The organism is Kitasatospora sp. RG8, assembly GCF_017813315.1.
In the GTDB taxonomy this organism is placed as follows: Bacteria; Actinomycetota; Actinomycetes; order Streptomycetales; family Streptomycetaceae; genus Kitasatospora.
In genome coordinates this window covers 393,155-412,649 of the sequence record NZ_JAGIYX010000001.1, presented here as the reverse complement: position 1 = coordinate 412,649, position 19,495 = coordinate 393,155, and the positions used below count along the sequence as shown (strand labels likewise).

Sequence of the window (19,495 nt, the reverse complement as noted above, 5' to 3'; positions counted from 1 at the left end):
GGAGGGCGAACACCGTGAGCCGTACTGTGATCCGCGGCGGCCTCGTCATCACCGCCGCCGACGAACTCCACGCCGACGTCCTCGTCGAGGGCGAACGCATCGTCGCCCTCGCCGCCACCGACAGCGACGCCGCCAGGGCCTGGACCGCCGACACCGTCATCGACGCCACCGGCCACTACGTCATCCCCGGCGGCGTCGACGCCCACACCCACATGGAGCTGCCCTTCGGCGGCACCGCCGCCTCCGACACCTTCGAGACCGGAACCCGCGCCGCGGCCTGGGGCGGCACCACCACCATCGTCGACTTCGCCGTCCAGCCCGTCGGCGGCTCCCTGCGCGAAGGCCTCGACGCCTGGCACGCCAAGGCCGACGGCAACTGCGCCGTCGACTACGCGTTCCACACCATCGTCTCCGACGTCAACGACGGCGTCCTCAAGGAGATGGACGCCCTCGTCGACTCCGGCGAGTCCACCTCCTTCAAGCTCTTCATGGCCTACCCCGGCGTCTTCTACAGCGACGACGGCCGCATCCTGCGCGCCATGCAGCGCGGCGCCGCCAACGGCGGGCTGACCATGATGCACGCGGAGAACGGCATCGCCATCGACGTCCTGGTCGAACAGGCCCTCGCCGCCGGCCGGACCGCCCCCCGGTACCACGGAGAGGTCCGCCGCGAACTCCTGGAAGCCGAGGCCACGCACCGCGCCATCAAGCTCGCCCAGGTCGCCGGAAGCCCCCTCTACGTCGTCCACGTCTCCGCCGCCTCGGCGCTCGCCGAACTCGCCCGCGCCCGCGACGACGGCCTCAACGTCTTCGGCGAGACCTGCCCCCAGTACCTCTTCCTCTCCACCGACAACCTCGCCGAGGAGGGCGCCGACGGCTTCGAGGGCGCCAAGTACGTGTGCAGCACCCCGCTGCGCCCCCGCGAGCACCAGGAGGCGCTCTGGCGCGGCCTGCGCACCAACGACCTCCAGGTGGTCTCCACCGACCACTGCCCGTTCTGCTACGTGGGCCAGAAGGAGCTCGGCCGCGGCGACTTCTCCAGGATCCCCAACGGCCTGCCCGGCGTGGAGAACCGCATGGACCTCCTCCACCAGGCCGTCGTCGACGGGCACCTCACCCGCCGCCGCTGGATCGAGATCGCCTGCACCACCCCGGCCCGGATGTTCGGCCTCCACCCGCGCAAGGGCACCATCGCCCCCGGCGCCGACGCCGACCTGGTCGTCTACGACCCCACGGCCGTGCAGACCGTCTCCGCCGCCACCCACCACATGAACGTCGACTACTCCGCCTACGAGGGCCGCCGGCTCACCGGCCGCGCCAGGACGGTGCTCTCCCGCGGCACCGTCGTCCTCGACGACGGCCGGTGGCTCGGCCGCGCCGGCCACGGCACCTTCCTGCGCCGCGAAACCTGCCAGTACCTCGTCTGACCTCCGCCACGCCGCTCGGGGCCGGTCCGCCCGGCCCCGGGTCCGGCGTTCCCGGACCCGGACCCGGACCCGGACCCGGGCCGGCAACTCCCGGGCAGACCCCCTAGCCACCACCGGAACACCCCGGCAACCCCCGGGCTGACCCTCCGCCCTCACCGGCACCCCCCGGGCAGACCCTCCGCCCCCGACGCCCCTGGAGACCTCATGGACATCGGCCTCGTCCTGCAGACCGACCCGCCCGCCCGCCTGCTCATCGACCGGATGATCCGCGCCGAGCAGGCCGGCTTCACCCACGGCTGGACCTTCGACTCCTGCGTCCTGTGGCAGGAGCCCTTCGTCGTCTACAGCCGGATCCTCGCCGAGACGACGGGGCTGACCGTCGGCCCGATGGTCACCAACCCCTCCACCCGCACCTGGGAGGTCACCGCCTCCCTCTTCGCCACCCTCAACGACATGTACGGCAACCGCACCGTCTGCGGCATCGGCCGCGGCGACTCCGCGATGCGCGTCGCCGGGCGCCGCCCCGCCACCCTCGCCCGGCTCTCCGAGGCCATGCACGCCATCAAGGAGCTGGCCGAGGGCCGCACCGTCGAGGTGGACGGCACCGAGATGCACCTGCCCTGGGTCGGCGACGGCGCCCGGCTGCCCGTCTGGATGGGCGCGTACGGACCCAAGGCGCTGGCCCTGACCGGCCGTCAGGCCGACGGCTTCATCCTCCAGCTCGCCGACCCGTACCTCACCGAGTTCATGATCAAGGCCGTCCGCAAGGCCGCGGCCGAGGCGGGCCGCGACCCCGACAGCCTCACCATCTGCGTCGCCGCCCCCGCCTACGTCACCCCCGACGACTCCCCGCAGGCCCTCGCCCACGCCCGCGAACAGTGCCGCTGGTTCGGCGGCATGGTCGGCAACCACGTGGCCGACCTCGTCACCCACTACGGAGAGCACTCCGACCTCGTCCCCGACGCCCTCACCGACTACATCAAGGGCCGCCAGGGCTACGACTACAGCCACCACGGCCGGGCGGGGAACCCCGACACCGCCTTCGTCCCCGACGAGATCGTCGACCGCTTCTGCCTCATCGGCCCGCCCGCCGCCCAGCTCGAACGCCTCCACCGGCTCCGCACCCTCGGCGTCGACCAGTTCGCCGTCTACGCCATGCACGACGCCGTCGAAGTCACCATCGACGCCTACGGAACCGACGTCATCCCCCGGCTGCGCGAAGGCGACCCCCGGAGCGACCGCGAAGGCGACCGCCCGTGACCGGGACCGCCGAGATAGGGGACGGCGAGATAGGGGACGGCGCCCCGGCCGACGGGCCGGGGCCGCAGCTCCGGCACGCCGACGGCCGGGTCGAGTTGGACCCGGCCGCCCCGGCCCTGCCCGCCAACGGCTACACCAACGACGACCTGCGCCCCGTCCCCGTCGCCCGCCGGACCTGGACCACCTACAACTTCCTCGCCCTCTGGGTCGGCATGGCCCACAACGTCCCCTCCTGGACCCTCGCCTCCGGTCTCGTCGCGCTCGGCATGGACTGGAAACAGGCCGTCCTCACCATCGCCCTGGCCAACCTCATCGTGCTCGCGCCGATGCTGCTCACCGGCCACGCCGGCACCAAGTACGGCATCCCGTTCCCGGTCTTCGCCCGCGCCTCCTTCGGCCTGCGCGGAGCCAACCTGCCCGCCCTCCTGCGGGCCGCCGTCGCCTGCGCCTGGTTCGGCATCCAGACCTGGATCGGCGGCGAGGGCATCTTCCTGCTCGCCGGCAAGCTCCTCGGCGAATCCTGGCGCACCGCGGCCGAGTTCGGCGGCTACCCGTGGACGCAGTGGCTCTCCTTCCTGCTGTTCTGGCTGGTCGAGATGGCCGTCATCGCCCGCGGCATGGAGACCCTGCGCCGGTTCGAGAACTGGGCCGCACCCTTCGTCATCGTCGGCGCCCTCGCCCTGCTCGCCTGGATCACCGTCAAGGCCGGCGGCTTCGGCCCGCTGCTCGACCAGCCCTCCAGGCTCGGCTGGGACGGCGACTTCTGGAAGGTCTTCTTCCCCGCGCTCATGGGCATGATCGGGTTCTGGTCGACCCTCTCCCTCAACATCCCGGACTTCACCCGCTTCGGCGGCAGCCAGCGCGCCCAGATCCGCGGCCAGGCCCTCGGCCTGCCGACGACGATGACCCTCTTCGCGCTGCTCTCCGTCCTGGTCACCTCCGGCTCCCAGGCCGTCTACGGCGAACCCGTCTGGGACCCGATCGCGCTCGCCGCCAAGATGGAGAACCCGGCCGGCATCCTGTTCGCGCTGCTGACCGTCCTCGTCGCGACCCTGTCGGTCAACATCGCCGCCAACGTCGTCTCACCCGCCTACGACCTCGCCAACCTGCTGCCCCGTCTCGTCGACTTCCGTACCGGGGCGCTGGTCACGGGCGTCGTCGGGATCGCGATCTTCCCCTGGAAGCTGATCTCCGACCCGCACGTCTACATCTTCACCTGGCTCGGCGTCGTCGGCGGCCTGCTCGGCACCGTCGCCGGCATCCTCATCGCCGACTACTGGCTGCTGCGCCGCACCCGGCTCCACCTCGCCGACCTCTACCGCCCGCACGGCGCGTACTGGTACGCGGCCGGCTGGAACTGGCGCGCCGTCGTCGCCCTGCTGGCCGGCGGCCTCCTCGCCGTCGGCGGCTCCTACGGCGGCCCGTTCCCGGCGGACGGCCTCGTCCCGCTCCTCAAGCCCCTCGCCGACTACGGCTGGGCCGTCGGCGTCGCCTCGTCCCTGGCCCTCTACACGGCGCTCACCGTGACGACGGGGCGCGGCCGGGGGGACTGACGCCGGACGGTACCCGCCCGGGCCTGGTTCGGTGGGGCGGTGCTCGCCCGGGCCTGGTTCGGCGGGGTGCGGCTCAGCCGGTGAGTCGGTCGACGGCGGCGAGGACCTTGGCGGTGCCGTCCTCCCCGCGCAGGGCCGCCGCGACCGCCCGGGCGCGGGTGCGGTGGCGGGGGTCGTCGACGGCCTGCCGGATCGCCGCGGCCAGGCGGGCCGGCGTGAGGTCCGGGAGGGGGACCGGCCCGGGGGAGACGCCGAGGCGGGTGAGGCGCGCGGCCCAGAAGGGCGCGTCGAGCTGCGCGGGGACGGGGACGGCGGGCGTGCCGGAGCGGAGGGTGGCGGCGGTGGTCCCGGCGCCCGCGTGGTGGACGACGGCGGCCGTTCGCGGGAAGAGCCATTCGTGCGGGGCGTCGCCGATGGTGAGGACGGTGTCGCCGTCCGGTGCTGCCAGGCCGCTCCAGCCGGACTGGATGACGGCGCGGACGCGGGCCGTCCGTACGGCGGCGAGGACGGTGGCGGTGACGCGCTCCGGGTCGGGGACGACCAGGCTGCCGAAGCCGACGAAGACGGGCGGCGGGCCGGCGGCGAGGAAGTCGGCCAGTTCGGGCGGGGGTTGCCAGCCGGGGTCGGGACGGGGCCACCAGTAGCCGGCCACGTCCAGACCGGGGCGCCAGTCGGCGGGGCGCGGGACGACGACGGGGGAGAAGCCGTGCAGAACGGGGTGGTGACGCCGGGACCGCGCGACGCCGCGCGCCGGCAGGCCCAGCCGGCGCCGGAGCCGGCGCACCGCGGGGGCGAAGAGGCGGTCGGTGGCGGCCTGGACGGCGTGGCCGGCGAGCAGGTTCCCGGTGCGGCCCAGTGACCGGGTGCCGGTGACGGCGGGAGCGAACTCCCTCGTGGGGGAGAGGGGTTGGAGGTAGAGGCCGAGGGTGGGGATGCCGGCGGCCTCGGCGACGACCTGGCCGAGCGCGGAGGTGGTGCTGGTGGTCAGGAGGAGGTCGGCGCCCTGCTCGGTCGCCGCAGCGATGCCGTCGCCGAGGGCCGGCATGAAGGACCGCCCCAGGCGCAGGAGTTGGAGGACGGCGAGCGGTCCGGCGCCGGCCCGGAGGAGACGCTGGCCGGCGGTGGAGGCCAGTTCGGCACGCGGGTCGACGGGCAGGGCGCGGAACTCCAGTCCGGCTGCGCGGACAGGGCCGGCGAAGGTGTCGTGGGTGGCGACGGCGACCTCGTGGCCGGCTGCGCGGAGCCGGGCGCCGAGCCCGGTGAAGGGGGCGACGTCGCCCCGCGAGCCGGCGGTGGCGATCAGGATGCGCATGGCCGCAGTATCGCGGCGCGGGCCGCGAGGGTGACGGGTGCCACGCCCGGCGCACCGGAACCGCGGGGGCGCACGGGCGCGTCCTTCGCGGCAGGGCGGTCCGGACGGGGCCGCCGTCGCAGGAGGGCGGGAGGACGTATGGGCATCGTCGCGTGGATCGTGCTGGGCCTGGTGGCCGGAGCCCTGGCCAAGTTGCTGCTGCCGGGCCGGGACCCGGGCGGCCTGGTGGTGACCACCCTGATCGGCATCGCCGGCTCCTTCGTGGGCGGCTGGATCTCGTCGCACTTCCTGCACCGGCCGGTGGCCACGCACTTCTTCGACCTGGCCACCTGGGTGTCGGCGATCGGCGGGGCGCTGGTGCTGCTGGTGCTGTACCGGATCCTCTTCGGCAACTCCCGCCGCTGACCTGACGCCGGCTGCCGCCCTGACGTCGGTCAGAGGTTGACGCCGGGCCGGGCCCGGCCGGGTGGATCCCGGCCGCGTCAGACCTCGGCGACCCAGCCGGGCAGGTCCTCGCGGGCGGCCGGCCAGGCGGCGGGCACGCCGGTGAGGCCGGTCCGGGCGGCGACCACGCCGGCCGCGATCGCGCAGGTGGTGTCCATGTCGCCCCAGCCTTCCAGGGTCTGCCAGAGCGCCTCGGGCAGAGAGTCCAACTGCCCCGCGGCGGACCAGAGTGCGAACGGGACGGTGTCCGGGGCGGAGATCTGGAAACCCGAGCCGAGGACGGTCGCGGCGTGCCGGACGGTGGTGTGCCCGGGCAGGCGGGCGGCGGTCCGCAGCCCGGAGCGGACATCGCTGTCGGGCAGCCGGCCGGCCACCTCGGTCAGCAGCTCGGCCCGCCCCGGCGGGCGGCCGCCGCGGCTGCGGGCGGCGAGCGCCGCCGCGAGGGCGACCGCGACCGCGCCCGTCACCGCCTCCGGGTGGAAGTGCGTGGTGAGCGCCTGCAGTTCGGCCTGCCGGGCGACGGTGTCGAGGTCGTCGGAGAACCAGGCGCCGAGCGGCGCGACCCGCATCGCGGCGCCGTTCCCGTACGAGCCCTGGCCGCCGAACTGCTGCGCGGTGACGGTCCGCCAGTCGGCGCCGGCACCGATGTCGCGCAGCACGCCGTGCATCGACGGCCCGTACTTGCGGCCGTACTCGGCGGCGTACTCCCCGGCGAACTCCCGGGCCAGCGCGTCCTGCACCACCTCGCCGTTGTGGACCAGGTGCCGGACCAGGACGAGCGCCATCGCGGTGTCGTCGGTCCAGTGCCAGGGCGCCGGGCGGGGCAGCCGGGCCGCCAGGGCAGCGGGCGCCTCGTCCGGGGAGACGGAGAACCAGCGGTCGCCGAAGGCGTCCCCGAGAGCGAGCCCCTGCAGGCTGTCCAGGGTGGGAACGGTGGCGCGCATGTCATCCTCCAGGTGAGATCAACTGTGCGCGCCAGTCTGCCGGGTCGTGGTGCCGACCGGCGAGTGGATTTAACGGCGAGTGGATTTGCTGGTGGGCGGATTCGCCGGTGGGTGGAGTCGTCGCCGACCGGGCCTGGGGGGCGCGGGCCCGTGGCGCGCGGCCATGCGTGGCGCCTCCCTGGCGGGCGGGGCCTGGAAGGGATGCCCTGGCGTGACTCCGCCGGCGGGTGCCAGGCGCTGTCCGATAACTGATCTTGTGACGGTTCGAAATCGATGAGTAGGGTCCGAACCATGGACTTCCCCCGTGTCGATGGCAGGACGCTCGACGAGTGGTGCTCGCGGCACCTCGGATCGAGGATCGCGGCCGAGCGCTTCCGGAGCGGTCGGCTCGGGGCCGTGACCGGCGTCCTGCTCGCCGACGGCCGGGAGGTCGTCGTCAAGGTCCGCGAGCCGGCCGCCCGCCTCGAAGGCTGCTTCGCCGTCCAGAGCCTCCTGCACACCGCCGGCTTTCCGGCTCCCGAGCCGGTGCTGCCGCCCACCCCGTTCGGGAGGTGGACCGCCACCGTCGAATCGCTGGTCGGGGGAGGCGGCGAACTCCCGTCCTCGGGGCGCGATCCGCGGCCGTACGCGTCGGCGCTCGAAGCGATGGTGCGCATCGCCGCCCCGATGGCCCTGCGCGTCGACCTCGAACCCAAGCCGTCCTGGAACCGCTGGGACCACGACGGGCCCGGAGTGTGGTCGACCGCCGAGGACGTCGACCGTCCCTTCCACTCGGTGACCGGCCCGGACTGGCTCGAACGGGCCGGGAAGGGTGCGCACGAACGGATCGCCGGCTGGCAGGCGCCGAAGGTCGTCGGCCACGGCGACTGGCACCGGAACAACTTCCGCTGGCGCGGTGAGGAGCTCCACGTCGCGTACGACTGGGACAGCGCGATCGTGGACACCGAGGCGGTTGTCGTGGGCATCGCCGCGGCCTATGTGGCCCCCTCCGTGGAGGAGTCGGCGGCGTTCCTCTCGGCGTACCAGGACGTGGCCGGCCGGCGGTTCGGACGCGACGAGCTCGAAGTGAGCTGGGCGACCGGCCTCTGGCTGCGGGGGTGGAAGTCCAAGCGGCAGGTCGTGACCGGCGAGCCGATCCGGTCGCTGTCCGAGGACGAGGCGGTCCGCCTGTCCGCGCTCGCCGGACTCTGAGCGCCGGGCCCGGACCGTTCCCCGGGGTGCGTGCCCGCGTCGCCGGCCGCCGGGCTGCTACCCGGGGTGCGTGCCTGTGTCGCCGGCCGCCGGGTTGCGCGAACCCTCCGGGTGATCACCTGCCGGACGGGTCCTCGTGGGCGCGGAGACCGCCGAGGATGAGCGTCCAGAGGGCTTCGAAGCGCTCCCCGGCGTTCGGGTCGGCCCACTCGGGGGCGTAGGCCGGGTCGTGGAAGTGGGCGGTCGCCTCGAAGACGGCGCGGGCCGTCGAAGCCGTCTCGGCGGGCCTGAACTCCCCGGACCCGACGCCGTCCTGGACGATCCGGCCGATCTGCCCGATCAGGGTGTCGATGTGCTTCTCGACGGTGCTGCTGTTCTCCGAGACCAGCGTCATGTACGTCGCGAACAGCTGCGGGTCGTCGAGCGCCTTACTCCGCTTGGCGGCGAACAGCGTCTCCAGCCAGCGGTGCAGCCGGTCGACGGCCGGCCCGGGCGTGGCGGCGATGGACTGCAGGTCGTGGTGGGCCTGGTCGAGCCAGCGCTGGGTGACGGCCTCGCGCAGCGCCGCCTTGCTCGGGAAGAACCGGTAGACGCTGCTGTGGCTGACACCGAGGGTCCGGGCGACGTCCACGACCGTCGCCTTGGCCGGTCCGAACCGCCTGAGGACGTCCTCCGTCGCGCTCAGGATCTGCTCGGGGGTGAGTGCGCTGTCCGTGGTCACGGGGAGGTACGTCCTAACGGTGATGCGGTTGGCGGTGTGCGGCTGACGGGGTGGCGCGGCCGGCCCGGTGGTGCGGTGCGGTGTGGATGTGCGGTGGTGCGGGGGTGGTACGGGCCGGTCCGGTGCGCCTGTGGTGCGGTGACCGCCCGGCCCCGGCGGCGGACCGGCGGCCGGGGCGGGTGCCGCGGTCAGCGCTCGCTGTCGAGGTGGGCCATCTGAGCGGCAGCGTACCTGTCCCCGGCGGCGGACCCGGCCGGGACGGCGGCCTCGATGGCGGCGAGGTCCGACCCGGTGAGCGTGACCTCCAGGGCGCCGAGGGCCTCGGCGAGCCGGTCGCGGCGGCGGGCGCCGACCAGCGGCACGATGTCCTCGCCGCGCGAGGCGACCCACGCGATCGCGACCTGGGCGACACTGGCGCCCCGCTCGGCGGCGACCGCGCGCAGCGCCTCGACGAGGTTGAGGTTGTGGGCGAGGTTCTCGCCCTGGAAGCGGGGGCTGTGGCCACGGAAGTCCGCGCCGGAGAGAGCACGGTCGTTGTTCCAGTGGCCGCTGAGCAGGCCGCGCGACAGTACCCCGTACGCCGTGACGCCGATGCCCAGCTCGCGTGCGGTGGGGAGGATCTCGTCCTCGACCGAACGCGAGAGGAGCGAGTACTCGATCTGGAGGTCGCTGATCGGGTGGACGGAGGCGGCGCGGCGCAGCGTGTCGGCGCCGACCTCGGAGAGGCCGATGTGGCGGACGTAGCCGGCCTCGACCAGGTCGGCGATCGCGCCGACGGTCTCCTCGACCGGGACGTTCGGGTCGAGGCGGGCCGGGCGGTAGACGTCGATGTAGTCGGTGCGCAGGCGGCGCAGGGTGTAGGCGAGGGCGGTCTTGGTGGCGGCCGGCCGGGCGTCGTAGCCGAGCCACTGGCCGTCGGGCCCGCGCTGGGCGCCGAACTTCACGCTGATCCGGACACTGTCGCGGTCGCGGCCGCGCAGCGCGTCGTGGATCAGCAACTCGTTGTGGCCCATGCCGTAGAAGTCGCCGGTGTCGAGCAGGGTGACGCCTGCGTCGAGCGCGGCGTGGATGGTGGCGACGCTCTCCGCCTCGTCGGCCGGGCCGTAGAGGTCCGACATGCCCATGCAGCCGAGGCCGAGGACGGAAGTGGTGAGGCCGGTGGAGCCGAGCGCGCGCCGGCGGATCCGGGGGGAGGTGGACACGGGTTGCTCCTGACGGGGGAGGGGTGGGTGGCCGGAGGTGGTGGGCGGCCGCGTTCCACTATGGCACCAGTGCTGACAGAATTCAAAATATGTCAGTGGTCATCTGTTATCTGTCTTCTGTTACCTGTCAGCCGCCGCCGGCGGACGGCTGTCCCGTGCCACACCGTCCTGCGCGCCGCCGCACGCCCCGCTCCGGTCGCAGTACGGCTGCCCGGCGCTGCGCCCGCAGCCGCACAGCATCGCCCTCGGCGTCTCCCGGACCGCACCCCCGGAGTCCGTCACCCGCAGCTCCCCACGCAGCAGCAGCCGCCCGTCCGGCGTCCGCCGCACTGACGTAGGCCGCTCCGGCACCTCCGTCCCCCCGTCCGCCAGCCGGTAGCGGAGCGCACCCGTCGGGCAGCGCCGCACCACCTCCGCGACCACTCCCGGCTCCGCCGCGTCCGGCGTGATCCACGGCCGCCGCGCCGTGTCGAAGACCGACGGCAGCCCCCGGACGCACTCGGCCGCGTGCCGGCACACCTGCGGGTCGAAGGAGACGGCGATCCCCGCGGCCTCGTACGCCTTCGCGCCCGGCCGGCGGCGCCCGCCCGTCTCCTGCCCGGCCGCCCGGTCCGTCTCCTGCCCGGTGGTCTCGTCCGTGCCCCGGTCGGTCGTCTCGCCCGTGCCCTGGCCGACCTCCCTGCCGGTCTCCTCGCCGCCCATCAGTCGGAGACCCGGCTGTGGTTCTCGTACGCGAGATCCGCGTACTCGGGGTGGCGCAGCATCCAGGCCTTGATGAACGGGCACGTCGCCAGTACCGGCAGCCCGCGCCTGCGGGCGTCGTCGAGGGCGGCCCGGGCCAGTGCGCCGCCCACCCCCTGCCCCTCGAAGGCCCGCTCCACCAGCGTGTGCGGGTACGCCACCAGGTGGTCGCTGCGCATGTACTCGGCGAACCCGGCCAGGGTGTCGCCCGCCCAGGCCTCGAAGCGGCTGTTGGCTTCGACGTCGCGTACCGTGACGGTCATCGGAGGCTCCTCGCTGCCGGACGCGGAGCCGGGGCCGGCCCCGGTCCATCATCGAGCGCCGCTCGCCGCCCCGCCCGTCGACCGGGCCGGCGCCCCCGCGGACGGACCGGCGGGCGCACCGGCGGTCGGCTGCGGCGCCCGGCCGCAGCCCGGAGCGCGCAGCAGCTGGGCCCGGGCCGGCGGCAGGTTGCGCCACACCGTCCGGTTCCCCAGCCCGTACGCCGCCTCGAACCGCCGCAGCAGCCGTACCACCGCGCGGTGCCGCGCCCCGCGCCGCGGTCCCGAGACCAGCGTCCGCGCCGCCGTCGTGCCCAGGTACCCGAAGTAGGTGAGCTCGCCGCCCGGCACCAGCAACCGCAGGTAGAGGTCCAGGATGTGCTGCACCTGAGCCGGGTCGAGGTTGGTGAACGGCAGACCGGAGACGATCACGTCGTACCGCTCGCCCGTGCCGCTGGTGCGCGTGCCGGTGCTGGTGCTGGTGCCGTCGCCGTCGTAGGTGCCGGTGCCCCCTTTCCTGCCCCGCGCCGCCGCCGGCCCGCACTCCGGCAGCTCCTCCACCCGGCAGGCCGACAGCCGCAGCCCGATCTGCGGCCCTCGCCGGGCCAGCTCCGCATCCTCGCGCAGTCGCTCCGCGAACCGCGGATTCGCCTCGACCACGTGCAACCGGTCGCCCGGGCGCAGCACTTGGGCCAGGCGCCGGGTCACCACCCCCGTCCCGGCGCCGACCTCCAGCACCGACAGCGGACGGTCCGGACGGCTGGTCACCGGGACCACCAGGGCGTTCACCAACTCGGGCCCGCTCGGTGCGAGCGCGCCCGTACTCTGAAGCGTGCGCAGCGCCTCGCCGAGGAACAGCAACCGGTCACCGGCAGGGCGGTCGGGTCGGCCGTACGACGGCCGGGCACGGGAGTGGGGGCGTGGACCGAGCTGATCTGTCGTCATGACACCGAAGCTAGGGACGCCCGCACCCACCCGAATCGGCCGGCGTGCGGCGCCGACCCCCGACGAAAGTTGAGGGTGGCACTGGTCTTTGGACGGGGGACCAGGGGCAGGGGCGGCCCATAGCATCGGCCCAGGCCGACGGGAGGAGACCGCGTGACCACAGGCCACCCGCTGCACCCCGGCCACCCCGACCACCCGCAGCAACCGGACCAGCTACAGGGCCGTGCCCACCCCGACCACCCCGACCACCCCGGCCACGTGCAGGGCGTGGACCGCCTGCCGTTCCCGGGCCACCCGGGCCACCTTCCGTACCCCGACCCGACTCCGCCCGCCACCGCCCTGCTCGGCTGGTACCCGCCCGGCCGCCGCCGCTGGGCGGAGAGCCTGCTCCTGCTCACCGTCCTCCTCCTCGCGGCCGAGGAGGCGTACGCCCAGTGGGCCGCAGTCGACTCCTCCCTCCGACCGCTGCGCATGGCGGCAGCCGTCCTCTCCTCCCTCTCCCTCGTCCTCGCCCGCCGCTACCCGGTCGCCGCCGCCGTCCTGCCCGTCCTCACCGCAGGGCTGCTCAACCGGGCGTTCCCGGGCCTGTTCAGCGTCTACCACCTCGCCTCCACCGGCCGGGTCGGCGCCGCCATGACGGGCGGGGCCACCATCGCCGTGCTCAGCGCGGTCCGCGCCGACTCACTCCTCGGCTGGGCCGGAACCGCCGGTTCACAACTGCTCGTCGAAGCCGCCGTCCTCTCGCTCGGCCTCTGGCTGCACGGCCGCCGTGTCCTGATCCACACCCTGCACGCCCAGGTCGACGCGCTGCACCGCGAGCGCGAACTCCGCGCCGAGCAGGCCCGCTCCGCCGAACGCGCCAGGATCGCCAGGGAGATGCACGACGTCCTGGCCCACCGCCTCAGCCTGCTCGTCCTGCACGCCGGCGTGCTGCGCGACCAGGCCGAGGCGGGCACCGTCGCCGACGACCCCGCCCGGCTCGCCCACCGGTTGGAGCTCCTCCGCTCGACGGCCGCCCGCTCCCTCGACGACCTGCGCGACGTCCTCGGCGCCCTCCGGTCCGAGCCGCGCCTCCCGGACGAGCCCCGATTCCCGGACGCGCCCCGGTTCCCGGACGCGCCCCGGTTCCCGGACGAGCCGCGCCTCCCGGCGGGGCCGCCTTTACCCGCGGGGCCTCCGCCACCCGACCCGCCGCGGCCACCCGACCGTCTGGGGTCGCTGGTGTCCGGTCCGCGGCACGTCGCGGCGACCCCGGCAGCACACCGCCCGTCCGGGACCACACCGTCCCGGCCCGACTCCGTCCATCCCCCCGTTCCCGTGGCGGCGCCCGCCCTGCGGGATCTCACCGAACTCGTCGGTGAGGCCGCCGCGGCCGGGCAGAAGGTCGCGCTCACCCTCGCCGGTGACCCGGAGACCGTCCCGACCACCCACCGGCTGGCCGTTCACCGGCTGGTCCAGGAGGCGCTCACCAACGCCCGTAAGTACGCGCACACCGCACCCGTTTCGGTCTGCGTCCGCTACGGCGCCCCGGCGACCACCGTCGAGGTGCTCAACGGCCCCGGCCGTCCGGCGCCGTCCGGGGCCAGTACCGGCGGCGGGTACGGGCTGGTCGGGCTCGCCGAACGGGTCGGCGCGCTCGGCGGCCACCTCGACGCCGGCGTCGACGGGCACGGCGGCTTCCGCCTCGCTGCCCGCCTCCCCTCGCCCGGGCATCCGCCCGCCCCACCCCCCGAGCCCCGGCCGGCCCGACCTGGAGACGGCGCATGATCCGCACCATGGTGGTCGACGACGACGCGCTGGTCCGCCTCGGCCTCGTCGACCTGCTCAGCCAGGACCCGGCCCTCACCGTGGTCGCCGAAGCCGCCGACGGACTGCAGGCCGTGGAGCTCGCCCGCCGCCAACGCATCGACGTCGCCCTGATGGACATCCGGATGCCCCGGCTCGACGGCATCGCCGCCACCCGCCGCCTGCGCGAGCTGCCCGACGCCCCGCGCGTGATCGCGCTGACCACCTTCGACCTGGACGAGTACGTCTACCAGGCGCTCGCCGCCGGCGCCGACGGCTTCCTGCTCAAGGACACCCCGCCCGCCGAGATCGCCCGTGCCGTCCACATCGTGGCGGACGGCCAGGGGATGCTGCACCCGTCGGCCGCCCGTCGCCTCATCGACCGCTACCACCGCAGCGGCGCACCGCGTTCGGTCGCTGCCCGCACCCGCGCAGCCGGGCTCACCCCGCGCGAGACGGACGTACTCCGCGAACTCGCGCGCGGGCTCTCCAACGCCGAGATCGCCGGCATGCTCGGGATGCGCGAGAGCACCGTCAAGGCCCATGTCAGCCGAATCCTCACCGCACTCGGGGTCGGCAACCGCGTCCAGGCCGCACTGCTCGCCCGCGACGCCGGAGTCGTCGACGACGGGGGCTGACGACGGGGGCTGACGGAGGTGACTGACGACGGCGACTGACAGCAGGGGGCGGACGGCAGGAACGGACAGCATCGACCGATGGGCAGCGATCGAGGGGCGTCGACCGAGGGGCGCCGGCCGAGGGCGTCGGCCGCTGACCACCGCTCGTCGCTCGTCGCTGGTCGGCCGCTGACCACCGCTCGCCCCCGAAGTCCACCCCGCGACACCTCCGTGCGTATCCGTCCGTCCGCAACCCTCGTGCCCTTAACCCCCGTCCAGCGACCCGTCGTCTGGTATCGAGCGCTGAGCCGCTGTCACCCATCCGGCGTGGAAATGCCGTGCCTTGGCCGTTTGCGCTGCCGAACCCGGGCGCGGGGTCCATGGTGGAGATGGGCGCGATCCGGCGACCGCGCTCGCGCGCCGACCCAGGCCCGCGCGCCGTACGCCTGCCACCGATCGAAGGCGGGCGCCCGAGGCGGGCCCGGCCTCCGGCACGCTGGGAGCAGGGCCACCTCGCAGGAAACCGAACGGTTCTTCTAGGCTCACATCTCGGCTTCCCTGCGGCGGTGCAGTCACTGTGCCCGCCGCATCGAAGCCGCCGTCCACGGGGCTCCGGGCCGACCGGGGCCACCGGATCGAGCGAGGAGGACGCAATGCCAAGCATGCCGCCCAGCCGTTCCACCGCACTTGGGCCAGACGGGCCGCCCTGGCGGGCCCTACGCCTGGCCGGGGCCGCACGCCCCGGTTGGTCCGGGCACCCGGGCTGGTCCGGCCGGCCGGTGCGGCCGCTGAATACCGGCGGCGGCCGCGGAGGCGAGCGTTGAGTCCCCAAGCCGTCCGGCCGGCCGCGGCGCCGACCGAGACCACCGAAGCCACGCGCCCCCCGGCCACTGCCGCCGCCACTGCCACCAGCTCCGCCTCCGCCGCCGCCGCCGCACCGGTCTCCGCAGCTGCGTCGGCCGTGGTTCCCGTCCTGGGCACGGGAGTCGGGGCCTTCACCGCAGCGACCGCCGCGACCACGACCACGGCACTCCCACCCGCCCCGCCCGCCACCGCCCCGCCCGCCACGGTCACCACCGCCACGGTCACCACGACTGCCGCCGCCACATCGACGGCAACGGCAACGGCAACATCGACGGCAACGGCAACGGCAACATCGACGGCAACGGCAACGGCAACATCGACGGCAACGGCAACGGCAACCGGGTCGGCTACCGTCACTGCCGACGTCACCAAGGGCGTCGCCATGACCGTCACCACGCTGGTCCCGCCGACCGTCCCGACGAGCGCACCAGCAGCCACCCCGTCCGCCACCGACAGCGACGGCCAAGCAGGCCCCACCGCCGCCCTCCCCGGACTGCCGCAGGCCCTCAGCTCACGTGCCCGCACCCTGGCCGGCGCCGTCCGCCGCCGCTGCGCAGATCTCGCCCGGATCGAGTCGCCCAGCGGCGACGCCCCCCGACTCAACGCCCTCGCCGAGGAGTTGGCCGCAGGATTCCGTGCCACCGGCGCCGCCGTCCACCGTGAGCCCGGCCCGGCCGGGGACCACCTCGTCCTCCAGTGGGACGGCCAGGACGAGAGTCTGCCGCACCTCCTCGTGGTCGGCCACCACGACACCGTCTGGCCGGCCGGCATCCTCAACGACTGGCCGGTCACCGAACAGGACGGCACTCTCAGCGGCCCCGGCGTCGTCGACATGAAGGGCGGACTGGCCATCCTGGAGGGCGCCCTCGCCCTGCTCGCCGATCTCGGGCAACGCCCGCACCGCACCGTCCGGCTGGTGGTCGTCTCGGACGAGGAGGTCGGCAGCCCCGACGGCCGGCGCCTGGTCGAGCGCCAACTGCGCGGTGCGGCAGCCGTCCTGGGTCTCGAACCGCCCCATCCGGACGGACGGCTCAAGACCGCCCGCCGCGGCAGCACCCGGGTGCGGCTCACCGTGACCGGGCGCGAGGCGCACGCCGGGAACGACGCGTCCCAGGGCGTCTCCGCGGTGGACGAACTCGTCGACCAACTGGTCGCGGTCCGCGGACTCGCCGGCCAGCCCGGCACCGAACTCAACGCCGGGCGGATCAGCGGCGGCACCCGGGCCAACGTCATCGCCGGCCGCGCCGAGGCCGAACTCGGCCTGCGCTTCGCCACCGCCGAGGCACAGCGCCGCACCCTCGACAGCCTGGCCCGCCTCACCGCGCTGCGCCCGGGGGCCCGGGTTCGGACGGAGGTGCTGTCCAGCCGGCCGGCCTGGCAGGAACGCTCGGCCAACCCGCTGCTGCGGCACGTCCGTTCCCTCGCGGCGGTACTCGGGCAGCAGCTGGACGGCGCACCGGCCGGCGGGGCCGGGGACACCAACCTGCCCGGGTCGCGCGGGTTGCCGACGCTGGACGGCTTCGGCGCGGTCGGCGCCGGGGCACACGCACGGCACGAGCACATCCGGATCGACCAGCTGGCCCCCCGGATCGCGCTGTTGGCGGCGCTTCTCGCCGTACCGCTGCCACGCCTGCGGGACCGGTCGGAGGGCTGACGCGGCTCCGGCCCCGGAGCGGCGGGTCCGGAGCGGCGGGCCCGCCGCAACAGGCTGGATGACGGGCCCTGGAGCAAGAGGCCTGGCGTAAGAGGCCTGGTGCAACGGGCCCGCCGCAAGAGGCCCGCCGCAAGAGGCCCGGCACAACGGGGTCGAAGCGGCGACGCCGGGGTTCCGGAGCAGTGACCCGGGGTGAACGGGCCCGTCGTCCGGCGCAGGCCGGGCGGCGGGCCCGTGGTCGCTCAGCGGGTCGTGCCCCATCGTCGGAGGGCGGTTCGTACAGCGGGCCCGCCCAAGGCCGCTACGGCTGGCTGTCGCCCTCCGACGGGTGGTCGAGCAGCGGGAACAAGCGGGTGACCGCGGCCACCGGGCGGGTGCCGGGGGCCGGCTCGCGGCGCCGGTAGGGGGCGAGCAGGGCGCGGACGGCGGCGCCGAGGTCGGCCAGCTCCTCGGGGGTGAGGTGGAGGACGTCGCTCGACGCCTCGTCACGCTGCCACTCGGCGGGGGCCTGCGCCCGGTGGGCTAGCCACTGGCGGTAGCTGGTGTCCTCAAGATCCTCCGCGAAGTCCTCCGCCAGACCGGCGGCCGGGCCGGGGGCGAGCCGCCGGGACTGCGGTGCGGCCTGGGCGGAGGAGGCCCCGGCGTCGGACGAGTCCGGCGCGCCGGCCGGCCCGGTGGCCTCGCCGGGCAGCAGCGAGCCCTCCCAGCGCAGTCGCCAGGGGCGCGAGCGGCCGTCGACGGTGGGCGCCTCCTCGATCAGGCCGTAGCGGGCGAGCTGGCGCAAGTGGAACGAACAGGTGCCGGAGCTCTGGTGCAGATGCTGCGCCGCCTGGTTGGAGGTGATCTTCCCCCAGGTGGCGATCAGGTCCAGCAGCGCGAGCCGGATCGGGTGGTCCGGCAGCGGCCGGTTCGGCGGTACCTCCAGCGGCTTCGGCCCCCGGGACGCCTCCGCACGGCTCACGGCGTCCAGCGGATTCCCGGGCACGGGCATGGGCGTGGGCCCCGGCGCGGGCGCGGGCCTCAGTGCGGGCTTCGGAGCGGGCCCGAACGCGGGCGTCGGAGCGGCTGTGGCTGAGGCCGAGGTCGCGGCCTCAGCCACAACCGCAGCCTCAGCCTCAGCCTCGATCGGGCCCACGGGCCCGGTCGGCAGGGTCTCGTCGGTGGTCACTTTGCAAAGATGCCTGTTTGCAAAGTGTCTGGCAAGCCGGGGGCACAGAAACACCCCAGGTCACGGTCACCGCCCCCGCCAACTATTTGCAAAGTGACACTTTGCAAAGTATGGATAGGCGTAACCAGAGACCCAGCGGAGGGGAGTACGACCATGACCGAACGGGCGTCCACGAAGGCGCTTTGCGGGTCGGTGCGGGTGCAGGGGGAGTGGGTGGCCGCGTACCCGGAGGTGCCGCCGGAGGCGCTGCGCGGGGAGGTGCGGCGGATCACCGTGGTCGGGGAGGAGGTGCTGCACCGCCGGTGCCGGGCGGTCACCGACGACGAGTTCGGCACACCGGAGCTGTCACGGCTGGTGGACGACATGTTCGCCACGATGTGGGTGGCCGAGGGGGCCGGCCTCGCCGCCAACCAGATCGACGTGGACCTCCAGGTCTTCGTCTGGGACTGCCTCGACGAGGACGGCGTCCGGCACGTCGGCCACATCCTCAACCCCGAGCTGGACGACCTGCCCTCCGACGCTCGCCGGCTCGCCGAGGTGGACGAGGGCTGCCTCTCCGTACCCGGCCCCTACCTGGAGCTGGCGCGTCCGGACTTCGCAGTCGTGCGCGGCCGCGACCTGGAGGGCCGCCCGCTGGTGGTGGAGGGCCGGGGCTACTTCGCCCGCTGCCTCCAGCACGAGACCGACCACCTCTACGGCGGCCTCTACATCGACCGGCTCTCGCACCGCGGCCGCCGCACCGCGCTGCGCCGGATGGAGGACCGCAAGGAGAAGGTGTTTGCCAAGCGCGCCGCCCGCGCGGAGGAGCTGGCCCGCCTGAGGCCGTCGGCCTGGGCGTCGCCCGGCGAATGATCAAGCGGATGCCCCGGGCGCGCAGGATCGGCAATGCGAGCGGGGGCCGCCCGGGCGGCGGGTGGCGGGGCGTCGAAGCGGGTTCGGTGCGTCATGCCGCGTCGTGGAGTCCGGTGCCCGGTGGCCTTGCGGCCCTTGTGTCGCCCGGGGCCGAATGTCGATGGCCGGCCTCGCCGTCGGCCGTGACGCGGGCCGGCCGACTGGTTGGCCTTCCCCGCCGGTGGCCTTCCCCGCCGGAGGCCCTCCCCGCTCGTAGCGCACCCCGCGGGTGCCCCCCGCCGGCTGCTGCCGGTCTCCCGCGCCGGTCACTCCGGTCGTCCGTCCGGCCCGGGTGTTCGACCGGGCGGAGCCCTGGGCGTCGGCTCCGGCCGGCCGGCGGTCGATGGCGTCCTCCCGGTGCGGGGCCAGTTGAAGCAGCCGCCGGAGGGAGCCGGTATCGGTGCACGAACCGGGCGCGCACCGGGCTGCGGACCCTCGCTGCGCCGGCTCGGGCGGAACCGCCCGGTCCGGTGGCGGACCTCCGTTCGCCCGTTCGCGGCGGTGGACCGGTCGCCG

17 protein-coding genes are annotated in these 19,495 nt (G+C 74.8%); 9 read left to right on the top strand and 8 right to left on the bottom strand.

Annotated features, from left to right (window positions below):
* The first annotated feature begins 14 nt into the window (after positions 1–14).
* The 3 genes from hydA to J5Y04_RS01810 all read left to right on the top strand — a co-directional run bounded on the left by hydA (position 15) and on the right by J5Y04_RS01810 (position 4,240).
* A complete protein-coding gene (gene hydA, locus J5Y04_RS01820; protein ID WP_209409444.1) occupies positions 15–1,427 on the top strand; it encodes a dihydropyrimidinase in 1,413 nt (470 codons plus the stop codon).
* Between the two features lie 204 nt (positions 1,428–1,631).
* A complete protein-coding gene (locus tag J5Y04_RS01815; protein WP_209409441.1) occupies positions 1,632–2,687 on the top strand; it encodes a TIGR03842 family LLM class F420-dependent oxidoreductase in 1,056 nt (351 codons plus the stop codon).
* 29 nt (positions 2,688–2,716) lie between these two features.
* Positions 2,717–4,240, top strand: coding sequence for an NCS1 family nucleobase:cation symporter-1 (locus tag J5Y04_RS01810; RefSeq protein ID WP_209410024.1), 1,524 nt, complete (start codon positions 2,717–2,719; stop codon positions 4,238–4,240).
* 73 nt (positions 4,241–4,313) lie between these two features.
* Here the strand turns inward: J5Y04_RS01810 and J5Y04_RS01805 are convergent, their stop codons facing one another.
* Positions 4,314–5,552 carry a glycosyltransferase gene (locus J5Y04_RS01805; protein WP_209409438.1) on the bottom strand — a complete coding sequence of 413 codons (1,239 nt, stop codon included), beginning with the start codon at positions 5,550–5,552 and terminating at the stop codon, positions 4,314–4,316.
* 138 nt (positions 5,553–5,690) lie between these two features.
* Between J5Y04_RS01805 and J5Y04_RS01800 the strand changes: the two genes are divergently transcribed.
* Complete coding sequence (locus J5Y04_RS01800; protein ID WP_148641861.1) at positions 5,691–5,957, top strand: GlsB/YeaQ/YmgE family stress response membrane protein; 267 nt, start codon at positions 5,691–5,693, stop codon at positions 5,955–5,957.
* A 77-nt stretch (positions 5,958–6,034) separates the two neighbouring features.
* Here J5Y04_RS01800 and J5Y04_RS01795 read toward each other — a convergent pair whose 3' ends face one another.
* The gene (locus tag J5Y04_RS01795) at positions 6,035–6,940 is read right to left on the bottom strand and encodes an ADP-ribosylglycohydrolase family protein (protein ID WP_209409435.1); all 906 of its coding nucleotides are present in this window, start codon (positions 6,938–6,940) and stop codon (positions 6,035–6,037) included.
* 291 nt (positions 6,941–7,231) lie between these two features.
* Here J5Y04_RS01795 and J5Y04_RS01790 point away from each other — a divergent pair, with 291 nt between their 5' ends.
* On the top strand, positions 7,232–8,131 hold the full coding sequence (locus J5Y04_RS01790) for a phosphotransferase (protein ID WP_209409432.1): 900 nt from the start codon (positions 7,232–7,234) through the stop codon (positions 8,129–8,131).
* Between the two features lie 115 nt (positions 8,132–8,246).
* Here the strand turns inward: J5Y04_RS01790 and J5Y04_RS01785 are convergent, their stop codons facing one another.
* The 5 genes from J5Y04_RS01785 to J5Y04_RS01765 all read right to left on the bottom strand — a co-directional run bounded on the left by J5Y04_RS01785 (position 8,247) and on the right by J5Y04_RS01765 (position 12,000).
* Positions 8,247–8,852 carry a TetR family transcriptional regulator gene (locus J5Y04_RS01785; RefSeq protein ID WP_209409430.1) on the bottom strand — a complete coding sequence of 202 codons (606 nt, stop codon included), beginning with the start codon at positions 8,850–8,852 and terminating at the stop codon, positions 8,247–8,249.
* Positions 8,853–9,040: 188 nt separating this feature from the next.
* Positions 9,041–10,036 carry an aldo/keto reductase gene (locus tag J5Y04_RS01780; RefSeq protein WP_307852897.1) on the bottom strand — a complete coding sequence of 332 codons (996 nt, stop codon included), beginning with the start codon at positions 10,034–10,036 and terminating at the stop codon, positions 9,041–9,043.
* Between the two features lie 138 nt (positions 10,037–10,174).
* Complete coding sequence (locus J5Y04_RS01775) at positions 10,175–10,756, bottom strand: (4Fe-4S)-binding protein (RefSeq protein WP_209409429.1); 582 nt, start codon at positions 10,754–10,756, stop codon at positions 10,175–10,177.
* Positions 10,756–11,058 carry a GNAT family N-acetyltransferase gene (locus J5Y04_RS01770; RefSeq protein ID WP_209409427.1) on the bottom strand — a complete coding sequence of 101 codons (303 nt, stop codon included), beginning with the start codon at positions 11,056–11,058 and terminating at the stop codon, positions 10,756–10,758. Before J5Y04_RS01770 ends, J5Y04_RS01775 begins: the two co-directional genes overlap by 1 nt.
* 48 nt (positions 11,059–11,106) lie before the next feature.
* Positions 11,107–12,000 (bottom strand): class I SAM-dependent methyltransferase, encoded by an 894-nt coding sequence (locus tag J5Y04_RS01765; RefSeq protein WP_209409424.1) that lies wholly within the window; start codon positions 11,998–12,000, stop codon positions 11,107–11,109.
* 153 nt (positions 12,001–12,153) lie between these two features.
* On the opposite strand from J5Y04_RS01765, the gene J5Y04_RS41260 reads away from it, so the two are divergent.
* The 3 genes from J5Y04_RS41260 to J5Y04_RS01750 all read left to right on the top strand — a co-directional run bounded on the left by J5Y04_RS41260 (position 12,154) and on the right by J5Y04_RS01750 (position 16,920).
* Positions 12,154–13,767 carry a sensor histidine kinase gene (locus J5Y04_RS41260; protein WP_209409422.1) on the top strand — a complete coding sequence of 538 codons (1,614 nt, stop codon included), beginning with the start codon at positions 12,154–12,156 and terminating at the stop codon, positions 13,765–13,767.
* Positions 13,764–14,423: a response regulator transcription factor gene (locus tag J5Y04_RS01755; RefSeq protein WP_209409420.1), complete on the top strand. Its 660-nt coding sequence runs from the start codon at positions 13,764–13,766 to the stop codon at positions 14,421–14,423. The genes J5Y04_RS41260 and J5Y04_RS01755 overlap by 4 nt, the downstream gene beginning before the upstream one ends.
* A gap of 1,225 nt (positions 14,424–15,648) precedes the next feature.
* A complete protein-coding gene (locus J5Y04_RS01750; protein WP_209409416.1) occupies positions 15,649–16,920 on the top strand; it encodes a M20 family metallopeptidase in 1,272 nt (423 codons plus the stop codon).
* 301 nt (positions 16,921–17,221) lie between these two features.
* On the opposite strand, the gene J5Y04_RS01745 is transcribed toward J5Y04_RS01750, so the two are convergent.
* Positions 17,222–17,881, bottom strand: coding sequence for a helix-turn-helix domain-containing protein (locus J5Y04_RS01745; protein WP_307852880.1), 660 nt, complete (start codon positions 17,879–17,881; stop codon positions 17,222–17,224).
* A gap of 360 nt (positions 17,882–18,241) precedes the next feature.
* Between J5Y04_RS01745 and def the strand changes: the two genes are divergently transcribed.
* Positions 18,242–18,940, top strand: a complete 699-nt coding sequence (def, locus tag J5Y04_RS01740) for a peptide deformylase (RefSeq protein ID WP_209409410.1) — start codon at positions 18,242–18,244, stop codon at positions 18,938–18,940.
* Positions 18,941–19,495: the final 555 nt, after the last annotated feature.